The sequence below is a fragment of the Hyphococcus luteus genome (assembly GCF_002943565.1).
Classification (GTDB): domain Bacteria; phylum Pseudomonadota; class Alphaproteobacteria; order Caulobacterales; family Parvularculaceae; genus Hyphococcus; species Hyphococcus luteus.
This window is the reverse complement of record NZ_PJCH01000005.1, coordinates 991,587-1,007,258: the sequence shown is the minus strand read 5'-3', so window position 1 is coordinate 1,007,258 and position 15,672 is coordinate 991,587. Positions and strand designations below refer to the sequence as shown.

At 62.1% G+C, this 15,672-nt stretch carries 15 protein-coding genes; 7 read left to right on the top strand and 8 right to left on the bottom strand.

All coding sequences use genetic code 11. The annotated features are described in order from the left end of the window. Nucleotides 1–25: 25 nt before the first annotated feature. A complete protein-coding gene (locus CW354_RS09795; protein ID WP_104829811.1) occupies nucleotides 26–238 on the bottom strand; it encodes an AMP nucleosidase in 213 nt (70 codons plus the stop codon). A 196-nt stretch (nucleotides 239–434) separates the two neighbouring features. Here CW354_RS09795 and CW354_RS09790 point away from each other — a divergent pair, with 196 nt between their 5' ends. Further along, entirely contained in the window at nucleotides 435–2,786 is a 2,352-nt protein-coding gene (locus tag CW354_RS09790) for a S8 family peptidase (protein WP_104829810.1), read from the top strand. On the opposite strand, the gene CW354_RS09785 is transcribed toward CW354_RS09790, so the two are convergent. The 4 genes from CW354_RS09785 to CW354_RS09770 all read right to left on the bottom strand — a co-directional run bounded on the left by CW354_RS09785 (nucleotide 2,783) and on the right by CW354_RS09770 (nucleotide 7,146). After that, complete coding sequence (locus tag CW354_RS09785; protein ID WP_104829809.1) at nucleotides 2,783–3,772, bottom strand: SDR family NAD(P)-dependent oxidoreductase; 990 nt, start codon at nucleotides 3,770–3,772, stop codon at nucleotides 2,783–2,785. The genes CW354_RS09790 and CW354_RS09785 overlap by 4 nt on opposite strands. Next, on the bottom strand, nucleotides 3,769–4,821 hold the full coding sequence (locus CW354_RS09780; RefSeq protein WP_104829808.1) for a mannose-1-phosphate guanylyltransferase: 1,053 nt from the start codon (nucleotides 4,819–4,821) through the stop codon (nucleotides 3,769–3,771). The genes CW354_RS09785 and CW354_RS09780 overlap by 4 nt, the downstream gene beginning before the upstream one ends. Next, complete coding sequence (locus CW354_RS09775) at nucleotides 4,818–5,951, bottom strand: AGE family epimerase/isomerase (RefSeq protein ID WP_165793628.1); 1,134 nt, start codon at nucleotides 5,949–5,951, stop codon at nucleotides 4,818–4,820. The genes CW354_RS09780 and CW354_RS09775 overlap by 4 nt, the downstream gene beginning before the upstream one ends. A 139-nt stretch (nucleotides 5,952–6,090) precedes the next feature. Continuing rightward, nucleotides 6,091–7,146: a ribonucleotide-diphosphate reductase subunit beta gene (locus CW354_RS09770; RefSeq protein ID WP_104829806.1), complete on the bottom strand. Its 1,056-nt coding sequence runs from the start codon at nucleotides 7,144–7,146 to the stop codon at nucleotides 6,091–6,093. Between the two features lie 257 nt (nucleotides 7,147–7,403). Here CW354_RS09770 and rfbC point away from each other — a divergent pair, with 257 nt between their 5' ends. Continuing rightward, complete coding sequence (gene rfbC / locus CW354_RS09765; protein WP_104829805.1) at nucleotides 7,404–7,955, top strand: dTDP-4-dehydrorhamnose 3,5-epimerase; 552 nt, start codon at nucleotides 7,404–7,406, stop codon at nucleotides 7,953–7,955. 19 nt (nucleotides 7,956–7,974) lie between these two features. On the opposite strand, the gene CW354_RS09760 is transcribed toward rfbC, so the two are convergent. Continuing rightward, entirely contained in the window at nucleotides 7,975–9,702 is a 1,728-nt protein-coding gene (locus CW354_RS09760) for a capsular polysaccharide export protein, LipB/KpsS family (RefSeq protein WP_104829804.1), read from the bottom strand. Nucleotides 9,703–9,718: 16 nt separating this feature from the next. Continuing rightward, the gene (gene kdsA / locus CW354_RS09755; protein ID WP_104829803.1) at nucleotides 9,719–10,627 is read right to left on the bottom strand and encodes a 3-deoxy-8-phosphooctulonate synthase; all 909 of its coding nucleotides are present in this window, start codon (nucleotides 10,625–10,627) and stop codon (nucleotides 9,719–9,721) included. Between the two features lie 130 nt (nucleotides 10,628–10,757). On the opposite strand from kdsA, the gene kdsB reads away from it, so the two are divergent. The 5 genes from kdsB (at nucleotide 10,758) to CW354_RS09730 (ending at nucleotide 14,683) form a co-directional block, all read left to right on the top strand. Continuing rightward, complete coding sequence (gene kdsB / locus CW354_RS09750; RefSeq protein WP_104829802.1) at nucleotides 10,758–11,597, top strand: 3-deoxy-manno-octulosonate cytidylyltransferase; 840 nt, start codon at nucleotides 10,758–10,760, stop codon at nucleotides 11,595–11,597. Continuing rightward, the gene (locus CW354_RS09745) at nucleotides 11,590–12,195 is read left to right on the top strand and encodes a histidine phosphatase family protein (protein ID WP_104829801.1); all 606 of its coding nucleotides are present in this window, start codon (nucleotides 11,590–11,592) and stop codon (nucleotides 12,193–12,195) included. Before kdsB ends, CW354_RS09745 begins: the two co-directional genes overlap by 8 nt. A 110-nt stretch (nucleotides 12,196–12,305) precedes the next feature. Next, nucleotides 12,306–13,121, top strand: a complete 816-nt coding sequence (locus tag CW354_RS09740) for an ABC transporter permease (protein ID WP_104829800.1) — start codon at nucleotides 12,306–12,308, stop codon at nucleotides 13,119–13,121. Nucleotides 13,122–13,124: 3 nt separating this feature from the next. Further along, complete coding sequence (locus CW354_RS09735) at nucleotides 13,125–13,877, top strand: ABC transporter ATP-binding protein (protein WP_104829799.1); 753 nt, start codon at nucleotides 13,125–13,127, stop codon at nucleotides 13,875–13,877. A 146-nt stretch (nucleotides 13,878–14,023) separates the two neighbouring features. Further along, a complete protein-coding gene (locus tag CW354_RS09730; RefSeq protein WP_104829798.1) occupies nucleotides 14,024–14,683 on the top strand; it encodes a sulfotransferase family 2 domain-containing protein in 660 nt (219 codons plus the stop codon). Between the two features lie 7 nt (nucleotides 14,684–14,690). Here the strand turns inward: CW354_RS09730 and CW354_RS09725 are convergent, their stop codons facing one another. Further along, complete coding sequence (locus tag CW354_RS09725) at nucleotides 14,691–15,671, bottom strand: class I SAM-dependent methyltransferase (protein WP_104829797.1); 981 nt, start codon at nucleotides 15,669–15,671, stop codon at nucleotides 14,691–14,693. Nucleotide 15,672: the final 1 nt, after the last annotated feature.

Below are 15,672 nucleotides of genomic sequence, written 5' to 3'. Positions count from 1 at the left end.
GAAATGTCGAATTTCGCCAGGAGCGCTAGTCTTTTTTGACGAAAGTGACGGCGAAAAGCGGCTCGCCCTCGAACATGTCCTTGGGCGCTTCCATGCCGTCGATCATCTTGAAGACGCGCGGCGTGATCGAGCCTTCCATGCGATAGCCCTTTTCCGCCATCTTGCCGCGATGGAACTCAAGCGCCGCCGCCGTGAATTCGCGGGCGAGAATGGTGATGCGTTCAGGATCGTTGGACATGCCGGACCTTCATTATTTGTAAACTGTAAGCGCCTGTTTTCGCCGGGTATAAACCTGTTGCGGCGCAGCGCAACCTAGGGCGCCCAAATGGGGGTTGTCCATATTGAGGGGCAGGCCTACTTCCCCGCGCCCTGGCGTTTACGATTTGCCATAAAAGCCGCCTTATGCTCCGCAGGCGCAACCCCAAGAGAGCCGCATGTATAGAGTTACGCCGTTGTTTTTCAGAGCTTTCTCACTGGTCTTGGCGGCCCTGTCGGGCGCTGCGCTCAGCGCCTGTTCGAGCGGGGGAAACAGCGACAGCTCGCCCATGCAGCCTCCCGCGGCCAGCACGCCGCCGACGCCGACGACAACGACTGAAAACTTCATTACGGCGGAATACCGGCGCCAGGCCGCGCTGGAGCAGATCAACGTCATCCCCGCCTATGAAGAAGGAACGCTCGGCAACGGCGCCATCGTCTCCATTATCGACACGGGCATAGACACCGACCATCCGGAATTCGCCGGCCGCATTCATCCGCAAAGCGCCGATCTCGTCATCGCGGGCGTGGTGTCGCCCGGCGACGAACGGCCAGGCGGGCCGGACCTCAACGACGACGACGATCACGGCACGCCCGTCGCCAGCATCATCGGCGCGGCGAAAAACGATGTCGGCGCCCATGGCGTCGCGCCGGAAGCGACGCTCCTTGTGTTCCGCGTCGACGACGAAGGCGATGACGAATTATCCCTGCTCGGCGCCGCCATTTCGGAAGCCGTGGACCGCACGGTCAATATCGGCGCCGACGTGGTGAACATGTCCTTCGGATCGAACGAAACCAGCGCCCGCGACGACTTCCGAAATATCGTCGCTTTCCTCAAAGATAACGACGTCGTCACGGTGCTCGCCGCCGGCAATGACGGCGACGCCGATCCCGATGACTCGGCGCTCGGCGCGTTCGACGTTTCCGGCGCGCCGGCGGCGATCATCGCCGGCTCCGTCGATTCCTCGAATGTCATTTCGGATTTTTCAAACCGCGCCGGCGAAGGCGCCGATATCTATCTGGTCGCGCCGGGCGAGCTGTTGAGCGGCGTCTATCCTGGCGCTGCGGCGGACGAAGTCCGTGTTTTTTCCGGCACCAGCGCGTCAACGCCGGTGATTTCCGGCGCGGTCGCCCTGATCCGCGCGCTCTGGCCCAATCTCACCGCCGAAGAAGCGGTCGATATTCTCCTGACGTCCGCCACCGATCTCGGCGCGCCGGGCACGGACCCGGTCTATGGCCGCGGCCTTTTGAATGTCGGCGCCGCAGTAAGTCCTATGGGCGGCGTTTCAACATCCAGCATAACGGGATCGGAAGTCGATCCGGCGGCGCTCGGCGCAACGCTTTCAGGCGCATACGGATCATCCTTTTCCGGCCTTGGCGACATTGTCGTGCTCGATTCCTATAACCGCGATTTCCGCCTCTCGCTTGACGGGCTGGTCAGCCGATCAGGACCGGCGCGGTTCGATCTTGAAGGCCGCTACAGCCCGTTCAACGATCACCGCTACTCATCGATGGCGCTTGGAGACGGCTGGTCCATGCGCATGCGCCTTACCGCGCGCGACCGGTCCGCTTCCTCGCTTCTCAACAACCAGATGGCCTTTGCGAAAGGCGCCGACCCGAACGCCGACATGTACGACCGGACGCTCGGTTTCGCCGTTTCCGGCGAGATCGCCGGGGCGCGCCTCTTCACGGCCCAGGGCTTTTCAGCGGCCGCCGTCGACCGCATGAGCAATCCAACACACGCGACGCCGTTTTTGAGCGACAGCGCGTTTTCGGACGCCTTCCTGCCGCGCGGAACCGACGCCGTCACCGCGCTGACGCGCTTTCAGGCGACGAAAAAGATCAGCATCGACGTTCTGATGACGCGGGGGCAAGACCGCGACTCGCAAGCGGAAAGGCTCCGGCTTGCACAGGGGCTTCCCCTCGACAAGCCGGATATTTTCGTCCTGCGCAGCGGCGTCAATCTCGCGCTCGGGCGCGGCGTTTTACGTTTCGAACAGGGATTGCGCCGGGAAAAGGGCGCGGTTTTCAACGCCCGTTTCGGCGATGGCGATGGCGCCGCCACCGCCTACGCCGCCATCGAAGGCGCATGGCCGCTCAGCGCCCTCTGGCGCCTGCAGGGGCGTTTCGCCGCCGGGCTCACCTTCGCGGACGCCTATGGCTTCGACGCCTTTGCTGCGGACGCGCCGACGCTGAAAACGACCCAGTTTTCCGCCGCGGTGAGCCGCGCAAAACTCTTTTCGGATGCAGACGCGCTGTGGCTCGGCGTCAGCCAGCCTTTGCAGATCGAGGCGGGCGCCATAGAGCTGATGCTGCCCACCGGCTTCGATCAGAAAACAGAAACGCTCATCTTCACGCCGGTCAGCGCGTCGCTGGCGCCGCAAGGCCGCCGGCTCGATTTCGAAGCAGGCTACCGGCTCATCGCCGGGCCTTTGGGCGCCGTCGACATCAATGTCCTTCACCAGACTTTCGGCGGATACGGCCTATCCCCCGAAACGACGGCGCTGATCCGCAGCCGGTTCGACTTCTAGGCGTTTCCCCGCCAGGCGCGGAACCAGCCGATGAATTTCGGAATGCCTTCTTCAAGCGGCGTCGTCGGCGCAAAGCCGTAATCGGCGGCGATGGCGGAAATATCCGCACAGGTCCTCGCGACGTCGCCCGGCGCCATATCCTCGTAGATTTTCTCGGCCCTTTGGCCGATCGCGTCTTCCAGCACTTCGATGAACCGCTCCAGTTTCACCGGCCGGTTGTTGCCGATATTGTAAAGCTTGTGCGGCGCGCCTGGCGCCGGTTTCATCGGGTCGAGCGCCGTTGCAACGACGCCGGCGACGATGTCGTCGATATAGGTGAAATCGCGCTCGAGACGCCCATGGTTGAAAACCCGGATCGGCTCGCCTCTCATGATCTTGTCCGAAAAAGACCAGTAGGCCATGTCGGGCCGCCCCCAGGGGCCGTAGACGGTGAAAAACCGCAGGCCGATCTGGGGAATGCCATAGAGCCTTGCATAAGCTTCGCTCATCATCTCGTCGGCGCGTTTGGTCGCCGCATAAAGCGAGACCGGATGATCGACAGGATCGCTTTCCGAAAAAGGCGTCTTTTCATTGGCGCCGTATACGGAGCTTGAAGACGCGTAGACGAGCCGCTGCAGGTTGTTTGCATGGCGCGCCAGCTCCAATACCGAAAGATGACCGGTAAGATTGGACGATGCGTAAGCGAAAGGGTTTTCGAGCGAATAGCGAACGCCCGCCTGCGCCGCGAGATGGATGATAACATCGGCGCCCATGGCGCCCGGAATTTTCTTCAGCGCTTCATGATCGGCGATGTCGGCTTCATGGAAATGAAAACCCTGATGGGCGCCGATCTCTTGAAGGCGCGCTTTTTTCAACACCGGGTCGTAATAATCGTTGAGATTATCGGCGCCGATGACTTCGACGCCTTTTTCGAGGAGCGCTTTGGCGACGTAAAAACCGATAAAGCCCGCCGCGCCGGTGACGAAAACCTTCTTCGGCGCGCTCACAGGAGGTCCTCCCGGCCGCGGCGTTTCAATTCTTCAACCAGCTTTTTAACGTCCTGGGCATGTGTCTTGCGCGCCACCAGCACCGCATCGCCGGTCGCCACGATGATGAGATCCTCGACGCCTATGGCGCCGATCACCGGCCCGTCGGAGCGCGCCGTCACATTGCGGCACGCCTCGAACATGTGGCCCGCGCTGTCGGGATCGGACGCCGCTTCGGTCCAGCTGCCGATATCGTTCCAGCCCACATCGACCGGCGCGACGACGGCGGCCTGGTCGGTTTTTTCCATCACCGCATAGTCGATGGAATCGCTCGGAATTTTCGAGAACACCTCTTCATCCAGAAGAAGGCCGCCGTCCTGCGACTGAGCCTCGGAAAGCGCCGCGCCGGCGCCTTTCAGAATGGACGGCGCATGCGCTTCGAGCGCTGAAATCATCGCCTGCGGACTGAACAGGAAAATGCCGGCGTTCCAGTAATAGCCGCCCGCATCGAGATAGGTTTGCGCGGTTTTTCCATCGGGCTTTTCCTTGAATGCCTGAACGCGGAAAACCTCTTCGCCGATTTCCTCCGCAGCCTGAATATAGCCGTATCCCGTGTGAGCGTGCGTCGGCTTGATGCCGAAGGTGACGATTCGCCCCGCCGCCGCGGCTTTTGCGCCGCGCGCCGCCGCCCGGCGAAAACCGACGGCGTCTTCGATATGATGATCCGCCGGCGCCAGGAGGATCAGCGCATCCGGCGCGGCGCGCGCCGTCCAAAGGGCTGCGACGGCGGCGACCGCCGCCGTATTCCGCGGACAAGGCTCGAGAATGGTTTGCGCCGGCGCAATCCCGACGGCGCCCAGCTGCTCCGCAACGAGCCCTCCGTGACCGCGTCCGGCGATCACCAGCGGCGGCGCGAAGACGTCCCCGTCATCGGAAAGGCGCTGCGCCGTTTCCTGAAACAGCGACGTGTCGCCCGCCAGATTGAGGAACTGTTTCGGCCGCGCCTTGCGCGAAAGCGGCCAGAGCCGCGTGCCCGCGCCGCCCGACATAATCACCGGCTGGATTTTCATCCCGCCTCTCCCATACTCAAAACCGCGTCCGCTTCGGCGACCGCCTCGTAGAGATGATAGAGGATGCTAGCGGGCGTGTCTTTGGCGACGGGACGCCCTTCGGCGTCGAATTCGTCGACCCACAGGCCCGGCGTCTCCACCGCCAGATAGGTCATGAAGAGATTGTCGGCGAGCGCGGCGGCCTCTTGGCGCCGGCCGAGAACAAGCGCGGCGCGAAAGCCTTCGGTCTGGGGCCAGAGCCGTTTCGCGCCGTGAACCCCGCCCGTCAGCGGCGATTTGTTGTCGAAGAAACCGAAAAAGCCCGGATCGGCGCCGAGGGCGAGGGCGCGCGCGTAAAGCTTTTCTCTGACGCTGCCGCTGTCCGCGCCGGCGGTCCGGTCATGGGTCCGATCATGGGCGCGGTCATAAGCGCGCAGGAGCCAGACCCATTCCAGCATGTGCCCGGGCTCGACCGGCTGATCCTTGTCCTGAAGACGCCAGTCTTCATCGAAAAATTCGCGGATGACGCCTTTTTCCGCACCATAAAAAACGCGCGCAAAGAGCTCGCGAATCTGTCCGGCGCGGGCGAGGAATTCCTCGCGGCCCGTCACGCGATAAAGCGCCAGGAACGCCTCGAACAGATGCATGTGCGGGTTTTGCCGGCGCGGCAGTTCGCCTTGGTCGCTTTCGCGCCAGCCGCCCTGCGGCGCAGCGAGTTCGCTGTCGAGAAACGCGATGGTCTTGTCCGCAAGCTTTAATGCGCGTTCGTCCTGCGCCGCTTCCCAGCGCGAGGCGCAGGCGAGCAGCAGAAAAGCCTGATCGTAAAGATCGCGGCGGTCGTCGATGACGGCCCCCTCGTCATCGAGACGATGGACGCAGCCGCGCGCGCCGTGATCGGGACAGGCGCGCGAGAGGAAATGCTCGAAGCCTTCCGCCGCCAGCGCTTCGGCGCCGTTACGCCAGCCGCGAAGACTCGCTTGCGAGAATGTATGGATCTGGCGCGCCTGGGTGCGCACCCGGCGGGGCCGGCCCGTAAAGGGACGCCCGTCGAAATGCAGCGCCTCGTAAAATCCGCCGCCCGCCTCGTCATAGCCTTCCGCCGCCCAGAGCGGCAGCGCGTCCTGCACGAACCAGTCGCGAAGGCGCGCCAAGGACGCTTCCGGCGCCGTCCGGGATGTCGAGCTCTGGGTCATCACCGCCGCAGCTTAGCACCCGCAACCTTGCAGGTGTCTTACCTTCGGCGACACCGCTTAAAGGGCCCCGCCGGCTTTGTGAACATCGCCCAGAGGCTCAGGCGTTAGCCGTTTCGTTGCGGCGGGCCATCATCTGGTCGAAATTCGACCACACGCCGTCATCGCCGTGCCATTCGCCGCGGGTCGCCGCTTTGGAATATTCCGTGGCCCGGGCCTCGAAGAAATTGGCGTGCTCGACGCCGTTGAGGATTTCCGTCAGCCAGGGCAACGGGTGCTTCTCGACGCCGTAAAGCTTCGGCAGCTCAAGCTGGCCGAGACGCCAGTCGGCGATATAGCGGATGTAGTTCTTGATGTCCTGCGCATTCATGCCCTGCACCGGGCCCATCTCGAAGGCAAGATCGATGAACTTGTCCTCAAGCCCCACCACCGTCTCGCAGCATTCGATGATGTCGTCGGCGACCTGCTTCGTGACGCAGCCGGTCTCGCGCGCAAAGGCGTGATACATTCTGATCATGCCCTCGCAGTGCAGCGACTCATCGCGAATCGACCAGGTGACGATCTGGCCCATGCCTTTCATCTTGTTGAAGCGCGGGAAGTTCATCAGCATGGCGAAGGACGCGAAAAGCTGAAGCCCTTCGGTGAAGGCGCCGAACATGGCGAGCGTGCGCGCAATGTCTTCGTGACTGTCGACGCCGAAACGCTGCATATAGTCATGTTTGTCGGCCATTTCCTTGTACTGAAGAAACGCCGTGAACTCCGAATCCGGCATGCCGATCGTCTCGAGCAGCAGCGCATAAGCGGCCACATGGATCGTCTCCATATTGGAGAAGGCCGACAGCATCATCTTCACTTCGGTGGGTTTGAAGACGCGGGAATAGCGCTCCATGTAATTGTCGTTCACCTCGATGTCCGACTGGGTGAAGAAGCGGAAAATCTGCGTCAGGAGATTGCGCTCGCCGTCGTCGAGCTTGTTCGCCCAGTCCTTGCAGTCCTCGCCCAAAGGCACCTCTTCGGGCATCCAGTGGACCTGCTGCTGCTTCTTCCAGAAATCGTAGGCCCACGGATAGCGGAACGGCTTGTAGGCGTAGGACGGGGTCATGAGGCCCGGCAGATCGGCGGAGATTTCATGCGGCGAAGAGGAAGCGTCAGCCATTTTTCGAAGGTCCTGCAATGAGCATGGGGTGGACGGGATGTTGCCTATATCTTGTGATTTGTTTTGAGGCATATCGCAAGATGATGTGGGTTCTTGTTTTCAAATAGCCTTCCCCAAAGGCTGGGGATTGTTTTGGGGACGACACGGGGAAATTTTCCACCGCGTGATTTCAAGAGGAATTCCGGGGGCGATTCCGCCCGGCTTGCAATCGCCAACGGGCTGGGCTTGATGGGGGAAAATCTGCAAGAGAGGCCCCGATGGACGTCCACAGTCTTGAAATTCCTGAAGTAAAGGTCATCACGCCACGGCGCTTTTCCGACGACCGGGGATTCTTTTCCGAGACCTACAACGCCCGCGCCTTCAAAGAGGCCGGGATCGACGTTGATTTCGTCCAGGACAACCACTCCTATTCGGCGCAAAAAGGCACGTTGCGCGGCCTCCATTACCAGGCGCCGCCCCACGCCCAGTCGAAACTGGTGCGGGTCTTGCGCGGCTCGATCATCGACGTCGCCGTCGACGCCCGCAAAGCCTCGCCCACTTTCGGCCAATGGGTGAAGGCCGAGCTCTCCGCCGAAAACGGCAGGCAGATCTTCGTGCCCAGAGGCTTCCTCCACGGCTTCGTCACGCTCGAGCCCGATACGGAGGTCGCCTACAAGGTCGACGCCTTTTACGACGGCGCCAGCGACGGCTCGGTCAGATGGAACGATCCGGCCCTCGCCATCGATTGGGGCTTTGAAGAAAGCGAGGTCTCGCTTTCGGCTAAGGACGCCGGAGCGCCGGGCTGGGCCGACTTCACATCGCCTTTTTAAAGGCGGCTAACGGCGCGCCTCATGAGCGGCGCAGATGCCGGTCAAGCGCGCCGAATCCGCCCTCCAGCCGGCCGCTCCCGTCCGCGCCGACCTCGAAGGCGGCGGTTTCGAAAAACCCCGACAGATAGCGCACGGTTTCTTCTTCTTTCGGATTGCCGTCCGCGCGCCCGATCGCTTCAAGCGCGGCGGCGACCTGCGTCTTGTCTTCGCAAAAATAAGTGCAGGCATGATATTCACTGCGCCCGGTGCTGACGACCGGCTTGCCGTACAAAAGCGCCTCAAAACCAACGCCGGAATTCGCCACACAAACTGCCTTCGCCCCGGCAAGCAGCTTTTGGATCGGCTCATCCGTAACGATAATCTTGTGCTCGCCAGCCAGGCGAGCGAGCAGCTCCCTGGTAAACGGCGTGCGATCGTAAGGGTGGCGCTTGGCGACGACTTTTGTGGCGGAGCCCGCATAATAATCCGCCGCGATCTCCAGCAATCGCCAGGATTGCAGCGCCTGCCAGCGTTGCGAGGAATCGTCGAGCACCTGCAAGGGAACGAAGACATAGTCTTCGGGCGCGTCAAAGCCTTGCGTTTCCTCAGACGGCGCAGGCCTGTATTTGGTCATGTCGGATGACTGGTAGCGCTCGCGCATCCTCGCGACGAGATCGCGATTGACCGGCCTATCGGCAAAACGCGCGTCGCCGGCGGCCGACGCGCCGCTATAGCCTTTCGCATCGAAGAAAAAGACGCCGCGCAGGCTCGATTCTTTGTAATGCAGCATCTCCGGCCGGTCCGCCGCATAGGTGTGATAGGAAACGACGCGGAAAGGCGGCAGGTCGACCGCCGACAAATCGCGCGTAAACGGCGCGGGCAGGACAACGGCGCCGGCGCCGCTGGCGAGGATGCGCCGGGCCGTCAGCTTGAACGCCTCGCGGATCAGCTTTTCATTCTCGCCCGCGGCCCGCCAGAGCGCATCGTCCGGCATGAAGAGAATTGCGTCGTCCGGCATAGCGGGCCGCTTCGCGAAGGCCTCGCCCTCAAGCGTGATGCTGGTGAAGGCCTCAGCGGAAACGGCATTGTCGCCGGCGACGGCGGAAAAAATCTCCCAGCCGGGATCGATGGCCGGCGCCGGCGAGGCTTGTGCGATTGGCCGGTTGTAGCGCGCGATCTGCGCCCAGGGCGCGCCGGCGGCGAAGGCGATATTGCGCAGGCGCGTCATGTCCGGCGCGGAGAGCCGTTCGGGCGCGCAAGCCGGGTCGGCGAGGATCTTTTCGTAAGCCGGCCGAAAATTGTCGATCGCCGGCATCGCCCTGAGGGCCTGATGGACGGCTCGCAGATAGAAAAGGCCGCTTGTCTTTTCGAGATGGCGCGCCGCCGCCTCGAAATCGCAATGCAGATAACTGTCGAGATAGTCGAGCTCGCTGAGGTCGAGCCCCGCCGCCGCGCTCGCTGCGCGCAAATCCTCGCCGCGCCCGGCGCGACTCACGTCTTTTGCAGCGCGCAGGGAAATATCGCCGCTCGTCACATGGGGCAAAAGCCAGTTCGTCACCGGCGATTCGCTGGGGATGCGCCCTTCCGGATAACCGTGGCGGACCCAGTGCCACAGACACCGCAAGGCGCCGAAATCGCATTCGGGATTGACCCGCTTGTAGTCTTCGGCGTCGAAAAGCCCCGAGGCCTTGACGCGCAGCATCGCCGGCAGGTTCCGAAGCGCGGCGGAAAGATGGTCGGCGTAGCGGGAGAGGGATGCGGCGCCCATGCCTTTCGCCCCGCCGTCAGGAGGCCGCCGCAGTGATCTCGTGGAGCTGCTTCAGCGTCGTCAAAAGCGGTTTCGCCGTCTCGATGGCGAGGCAGGACGGCCCGTCGCAAAGCGCCTTGTCGGGATCGGTGTGGAATTCGAGGAAGACGCCGTCGGCGCCGGCGGCCACCGCCGATCTGGCGATCACCGCCACGCCCTCGCGCCGCCCACCGGTGGACGCGCCGGCGGTGCGCGGATCGGCGCCGGGCAATTGCACCGCATGGGTGGCGTCGATGGTCACCGGGGTCCCCAGCTTTTTCATCTCGCCAATGCCCAGCATGTCGACGACGAGATTGTTGTAGCCGAAGCTCGCGCCGCGCTCGCACAGGATCACGCGCTCTGTCTTTGTCACCTCGCCGATTTTCGAGACGATGTTTTTGCAATCCCAAGGCGCCAGGAACTGCGCCTTTTTCACCTGGATCAGCTTGTCCTTCGCCTCCGCCGCCTCGGCGACGGCGCGCACGAGATCTGTCTGGCGGCACAGAAAGGCGGGGATCTGGATTAGGTCCGCAATCTCGGCGACGCGCGCCGCCTGATCCGGTTCGTGAATGTCGGTGCAGACCGGAACGCCGAGTTTTTCCTTGACCGCGGCGAGCTGCTCAAGGCCCTGATCGAGGCCGGGCCCGCGATAGGATTTGATCGACGAGCGGTTCGCCTTGTCGAAGCTCGCCTTGAACATGTAAGGCAGGCCGAGCGCGGCGCAGCTTTCTTTGAGCGCGCTCCCGATCGTCAGGGCGAGATCGAGGTCTTCGAGCACATTGATGCCGGCGATCACCGCGAGCGGCGCGCCGGGGCCGATGGACCAGCCATATTCTTTCAAGGTCAACAAGACGGGACTCCTGTGAGGATTGGAGGCGTTGCGGGGCTCGGGCGGGCGCCGCCCCATGCTTGCCAAGAGACCTATCTGATTGGCCATGGGGAATCAATTTGGCGCGGCCCGCCGCAAGTCTGGCCATGAGGGCTGCGATCCCCTAACAGGAAGTGGCTGAGGCCGCTTCCCAAAGGACGATTTCGCGATGTCTGTTCTTATTGTCGTGCCCGCGCGATACGGCTCGACGCGCTTTCCCGGCAAACCCCTGGCGAAAATCGCCGGGCGGACCATGCTGGATCGCGTGGCGGCCCGCGCCCGCGCCGCCGCCTGCGCCATCGAAGAGGCCGGCATCGACAAGGCGGCCTATGCGGTCGCCACCGACGATCAACGCATCATGGATCATTGCAACAAAACCGGCATCCCTGCGGTGATGACCGATCCGGCGCTGGCCAGCGGGTCCGACCGGGCGCTGGCCGCCGCCAATGCGATGCAGACCCGCCCCGACATCGTTGTCAATCTACAGGGCGACGCCCCCTTCACGCCGGTCGGCCACATAACGGCGGTGATCCGCGCCCTCGAAGAGAGCGACGCCGATGCGGCGACGCCCTGCATCCAGCTCGACTGGAGGGGACTCGACGCCTTGCGCAAGGCGAAGGAGACGACGCCCTTCAGCGGCACCACCTGCCTCATCGGGCCGGACGGGAACGCGCTGTGGTTTTCGAAATCGATCCAGCCGGCGATGCGCAAGGAGGCGGCGCTGCGCGAGCAAAGCGAAACATCGCCCGTCTATCGCCATATCGGCCTTTACGGCTTCCGCTACGCCGCCCTGAAAAAGTTCACGGAGCTTCCCCCTTCGCGCTACGAAGAACTCGAGGGCCTGGAGCAACTGCGTCTTCTGGAAAACGGCATGACCATCCGCTGCGTGCTTGTGGACGCGCCGGCGGTGTCTTCGAGCGGCGTCGACACGGCCGAAGATCTGGCGCGGGTCGAAGCGCTGATTGCGGCCCATGGCGATCCGGATGCGGAGTATTTCGCCGATGCCTGACCTCGTCATCCTGCGCCACGGCAACACTTTCGACAAAGGCGACGCGGTCTTGCGCGTAGGCGCGGGCACGGACCTGCCGCTCTCTGGCTCGGGACGCGAGCAGGCGGACGCGGTCGGGCGCGCGCTCGCCGAACGGTTCGGCGGGTTCTCCCGCATTTTCGCCGCGCCTTTGAAGCGCACCATGGAGACCGCAAGGCGGGTTTGCGCCGCGCAAGACGCGCCGCCCGCCATCGAGACGGAAGAAAGCCTCACCGAAATCCATTACGGACCGGACGAAGGCAAGCCCGAGGAAGAGGTCGTCGCGCGCATCGGCGCCGACGCTTTGGCCGCATGGGAGGAAAGCGCCGCGCCGCCGCCCGGCTGGCGGGTCGATCCGGCGGCGCTGACGGGAAGCTGGCGGGCGTTTTTCGAAAAGCTCGCGGGCGGGCCGGGACCGGTTCTCGCCGTCACCTCCAATGGCGTCGCGCGTTTCGCGCTCGCCGCGGCCGATGAAAAAGACGGCGATTTCCCGCAAAAACTCAAAACCGCCGCTTACGGCGTCGTGCGGATCGGACCCGGCGGCGGCGCGCGCGTCGTCGCCTGGAACCTCAGAAATTAGGCTGCTCCCGCACGAGACGAATCCGGCGCGTCGATAAGGACTTTGCCATTCCGTCAGATTCGATAAATAAGCTTCACCGCGCCTGCCGGCGCCTTTGATTGGAACGAACGATGAGACAGACGGCGTTCAGCACGGAAAGCAACAAATTCGAGGCTGCGCTCGCAGATATTTCGCAGAGCGTTTCCGAGGCGAATCTATGGATATCGCTGGCGCTCGAGGATATTCGCAATTCTTACCGGCGCTCTTATCTCGGGCTTGTCTGGGTTCTAGTGTCCTTCGCCGTGTTTCTCGGCATCAAGGTCCTTATCTTTCTGCCGCTGGGCGGAGGAGACGTGCGGTCCTTCGCTCCTTATGTGGCGCTCGGTTTTCTCGCCTGGAGCTTCATCGCCTCAGCCGTCGGCGAAGGGTGTTCGGCCGTCACCGGCGCGCAGAACTGGATCAAGGGCGGCCGCATCCCCTATTTTGTTTTCTTTTTTAAAACCGTAACGCGGGTTTCCATCATTACGCTCCTCAACTCGCTGGTGGTGATTGTAACCTTGATCGCCAGCGGCGTCCGGCTGACGCCCGCAGCGTTTTTCCTCTTCCCCGCCAGCCTCCTGTTTCTCATCAACGGCCTGTGGGCGGTGATGCTGTTGTCGATGCTCTCCGCGCGGTTTCGCGATTTGAGTCACCTTGTTTCCACCATCATGCGGATGATGTTTTTCCTGACGCCGATTTTCTGGCATCCCGACCGCATGGGCGAACTGGCCAAGTACCTGATGTACAATCCCTTCGCCCACTTCCTGTTCATCTTTCGCGATCCGGTGCTCTATGGAACGATTCCGTTCGACAGCCTGTCCGTCGTCCTCGCCATCACCGCCGCGGGATCATTGACGGCGTTCCTGTTTTTCGCTTATGCGCGCGCCAAAATCGCTTTCTGGGTTTGAGTAATGGCGCGCATCCTTCTTGAGAACGTTACGGTCGCCTATCCTTTGCTGGGCCGCACGCCCGGCGGAACGCCGGCCAACACGCGCAAGCCCGGATCGAATGTCGTCACCCAAAAGGGCCGCAGCAGCGTCGTCGCTTTTTCCGATCTGTCGCTCGATCTGCGCGACGGCGACCGGCTGGGGCTTGTGGGGCGCAACGGCTCAGGCAAGTCGACGCTCCTGCGCGTCATGGCGGGCGTCTACGAGCCGTCGCTCGGCCGGGTTTCCGTTTCGGGCAACATCGCCTCGCTCTTCAATGTCGGCATCGGCATGCAGCGCGAAGCGACGGGCCGGCGCAATATCGAACTGATGGGGCTCGCCGCCGGACGCTCCTTGCGCGAGATCCGCGCGAAGGCCGACGAGATCGCCGACTTCGCAGAACTCGGCCCGTTTATCGATTTGCCGGTGCGCACCTATTCGAGCGGCATGGCGATGCGGCTGAAATTCGCCTGCGGCACAGCGTTCACGCCGGAAATCCTGCTGATGGACGAATGGCTCGGCGCCGGCGACACGGAATTTCGGAGAAAAGCGCGGGAAAGAATGCGCGAATTGGTGGACCAGGCCGGCATTCTCGTGCTCGCGACCCATAATCACAAACTCATCCAGAGCGAATGCAACAAGGTGTTGTGGCTCAATCGCGGGCGGGTCCGCGCGCTGGGACCGCCTGAAGAGGTCCTCGCCAAGCTCGAGCGGCGCGAACCCAAGCTCATTGACTGACCCGGCGCGCCTGCCTAGGTTTTATCCCATTGATTTGCATTGCTGAATTGTTGGCGCCGGGCCTTCATTCCAATTCATTGCATGAGCAGAAGCTGTTTGCTCGATGATGTCGGGCGCGTTTGTATGACCCAGGGAACGAGTTGACTGTGCAGCCAACCATTTTCGCCATTCCGAATTCGGATCTTGTCTTCATCGCCATGCCGAAAGCCGGCAACAGCTCCATCCTGGCGGCCTTGTCGGTATTCCTGACGGAAGAAGACTTGCGCAAGGCTGATGCTACGGAAAAAGATTCCGTACAGAAGAAATTTCTGCCAAACGTCATCCGGAATTATGACAAGAGCGAGCTGATCACGCCGCGCACCTTCACCTTCACGATCGTCCGCAACCCTTGGGACCGCGTCGTCTCGCATTACTCCGACAAGGTGGCGAGCAAGACCATGCATAAGAGGCTGCAGAAATTCCCGGCCTTTCGCCACAAGATGCCGTTCGAGGAATATGTCGCAGCGCTGGACTCGAACTGGGACGAAATTCGCGACGTGCATGTCATGCCGCAGACGAAACTATGCTTCTCTCCGCGCGGCCGGTTCATGCCGGATTTCATCATGCGCCTCGAACGCATCGAGGAGGATTTCGAATTATTGAAAGCGCTTGTTAAACAGCGCTACGACAAGGACATCGAACTCCGTCATGTGAACCGCTCGCGGCGAAAAGACTATATGTCTTATTACAACGCCGCTGACCGGCGCACGGTGGCGCAGTTATACGGGGAAGACATCCGCTTTTTCGGCTACTCCTTCGACGAGTAAGCGCCCCTTACGCGTCCGCCTCCATGTAAAGCGACATCTCGTAATCGGTGCGGTCGAAATAGCGCGGATCGCGCAGGACCGGCGCGGCGCTTTGCAGATAGCCCGAGCGGCGGATGTTTTTGAAACCGGCCTTTTCCATGGCGCGCCGCAGCTTGTCCTCGTTGAACCAGTTCACATGGGCGCCGACTTTGGCGTTGACTTCGCGCGAGGAGAGTTTCGACGCCTCGGTGAGGCAGGCGTAAAGATCGTCGAACTGTTCGATGAATTCGACGCACTGCGCCGGCTTCAGGGAAGTCGGGTTTCCAGGCGCGGTCAGCAGGCTGAAGGACTCCAGGAAGAACTTGGCGCAGACGCGCTTCTTCTCTTGTTCGGTGAGCGCCATGATGTCTTTTTTCAGCCGCTGTGTCTTCACCTGCAGATAGTGAAAGAAAAACAGCCAATCCCGGCGCGCATAGGCGCCGACATAAAGATCGGCGTCCGGGCAGACGAGCCGCACGGTTCCACCCGGCTCCAGCAGGCGCTTGACCTCGCTCAAGTAAAACGCCGCGTCGTCCTCGAACATGTGTTCTATGACATGGCTCGAATAGACGATCTTGAAAAAACCGTCCTTTTCGTCCAGCGGCTTTCCCGAATAGGCGTCCCAGTAATAGTCGGTCGACGTCTGTTCGACGCCGCGCCGCTTTTCGGTCCAGGCGGCGTTGTCGTCGCCATATTTTTTGTCGGCGAGACGCCAGTGCGGATGCTTGAAAGAGCCCGGGCCGATATTCAAAAACGGCCGGCGCGCCAATTCCTCCTCAGCATAAAGCATCTGATAGCAGTTTTCGAAAAACCCTTTGCTCAGCCGGTTGGAGACCGCCTGACGCGCGGAGGAAAGGAGAACTCTCTCCATCTGCTCGGGCGAGTTCTTGATCTGCTCGACCTTGTTGCGGCTCAGCTCTTCGAATCCGCGCGGGCCGTCGATCTTCATGTTGTCCTCATTTCCGGCCATA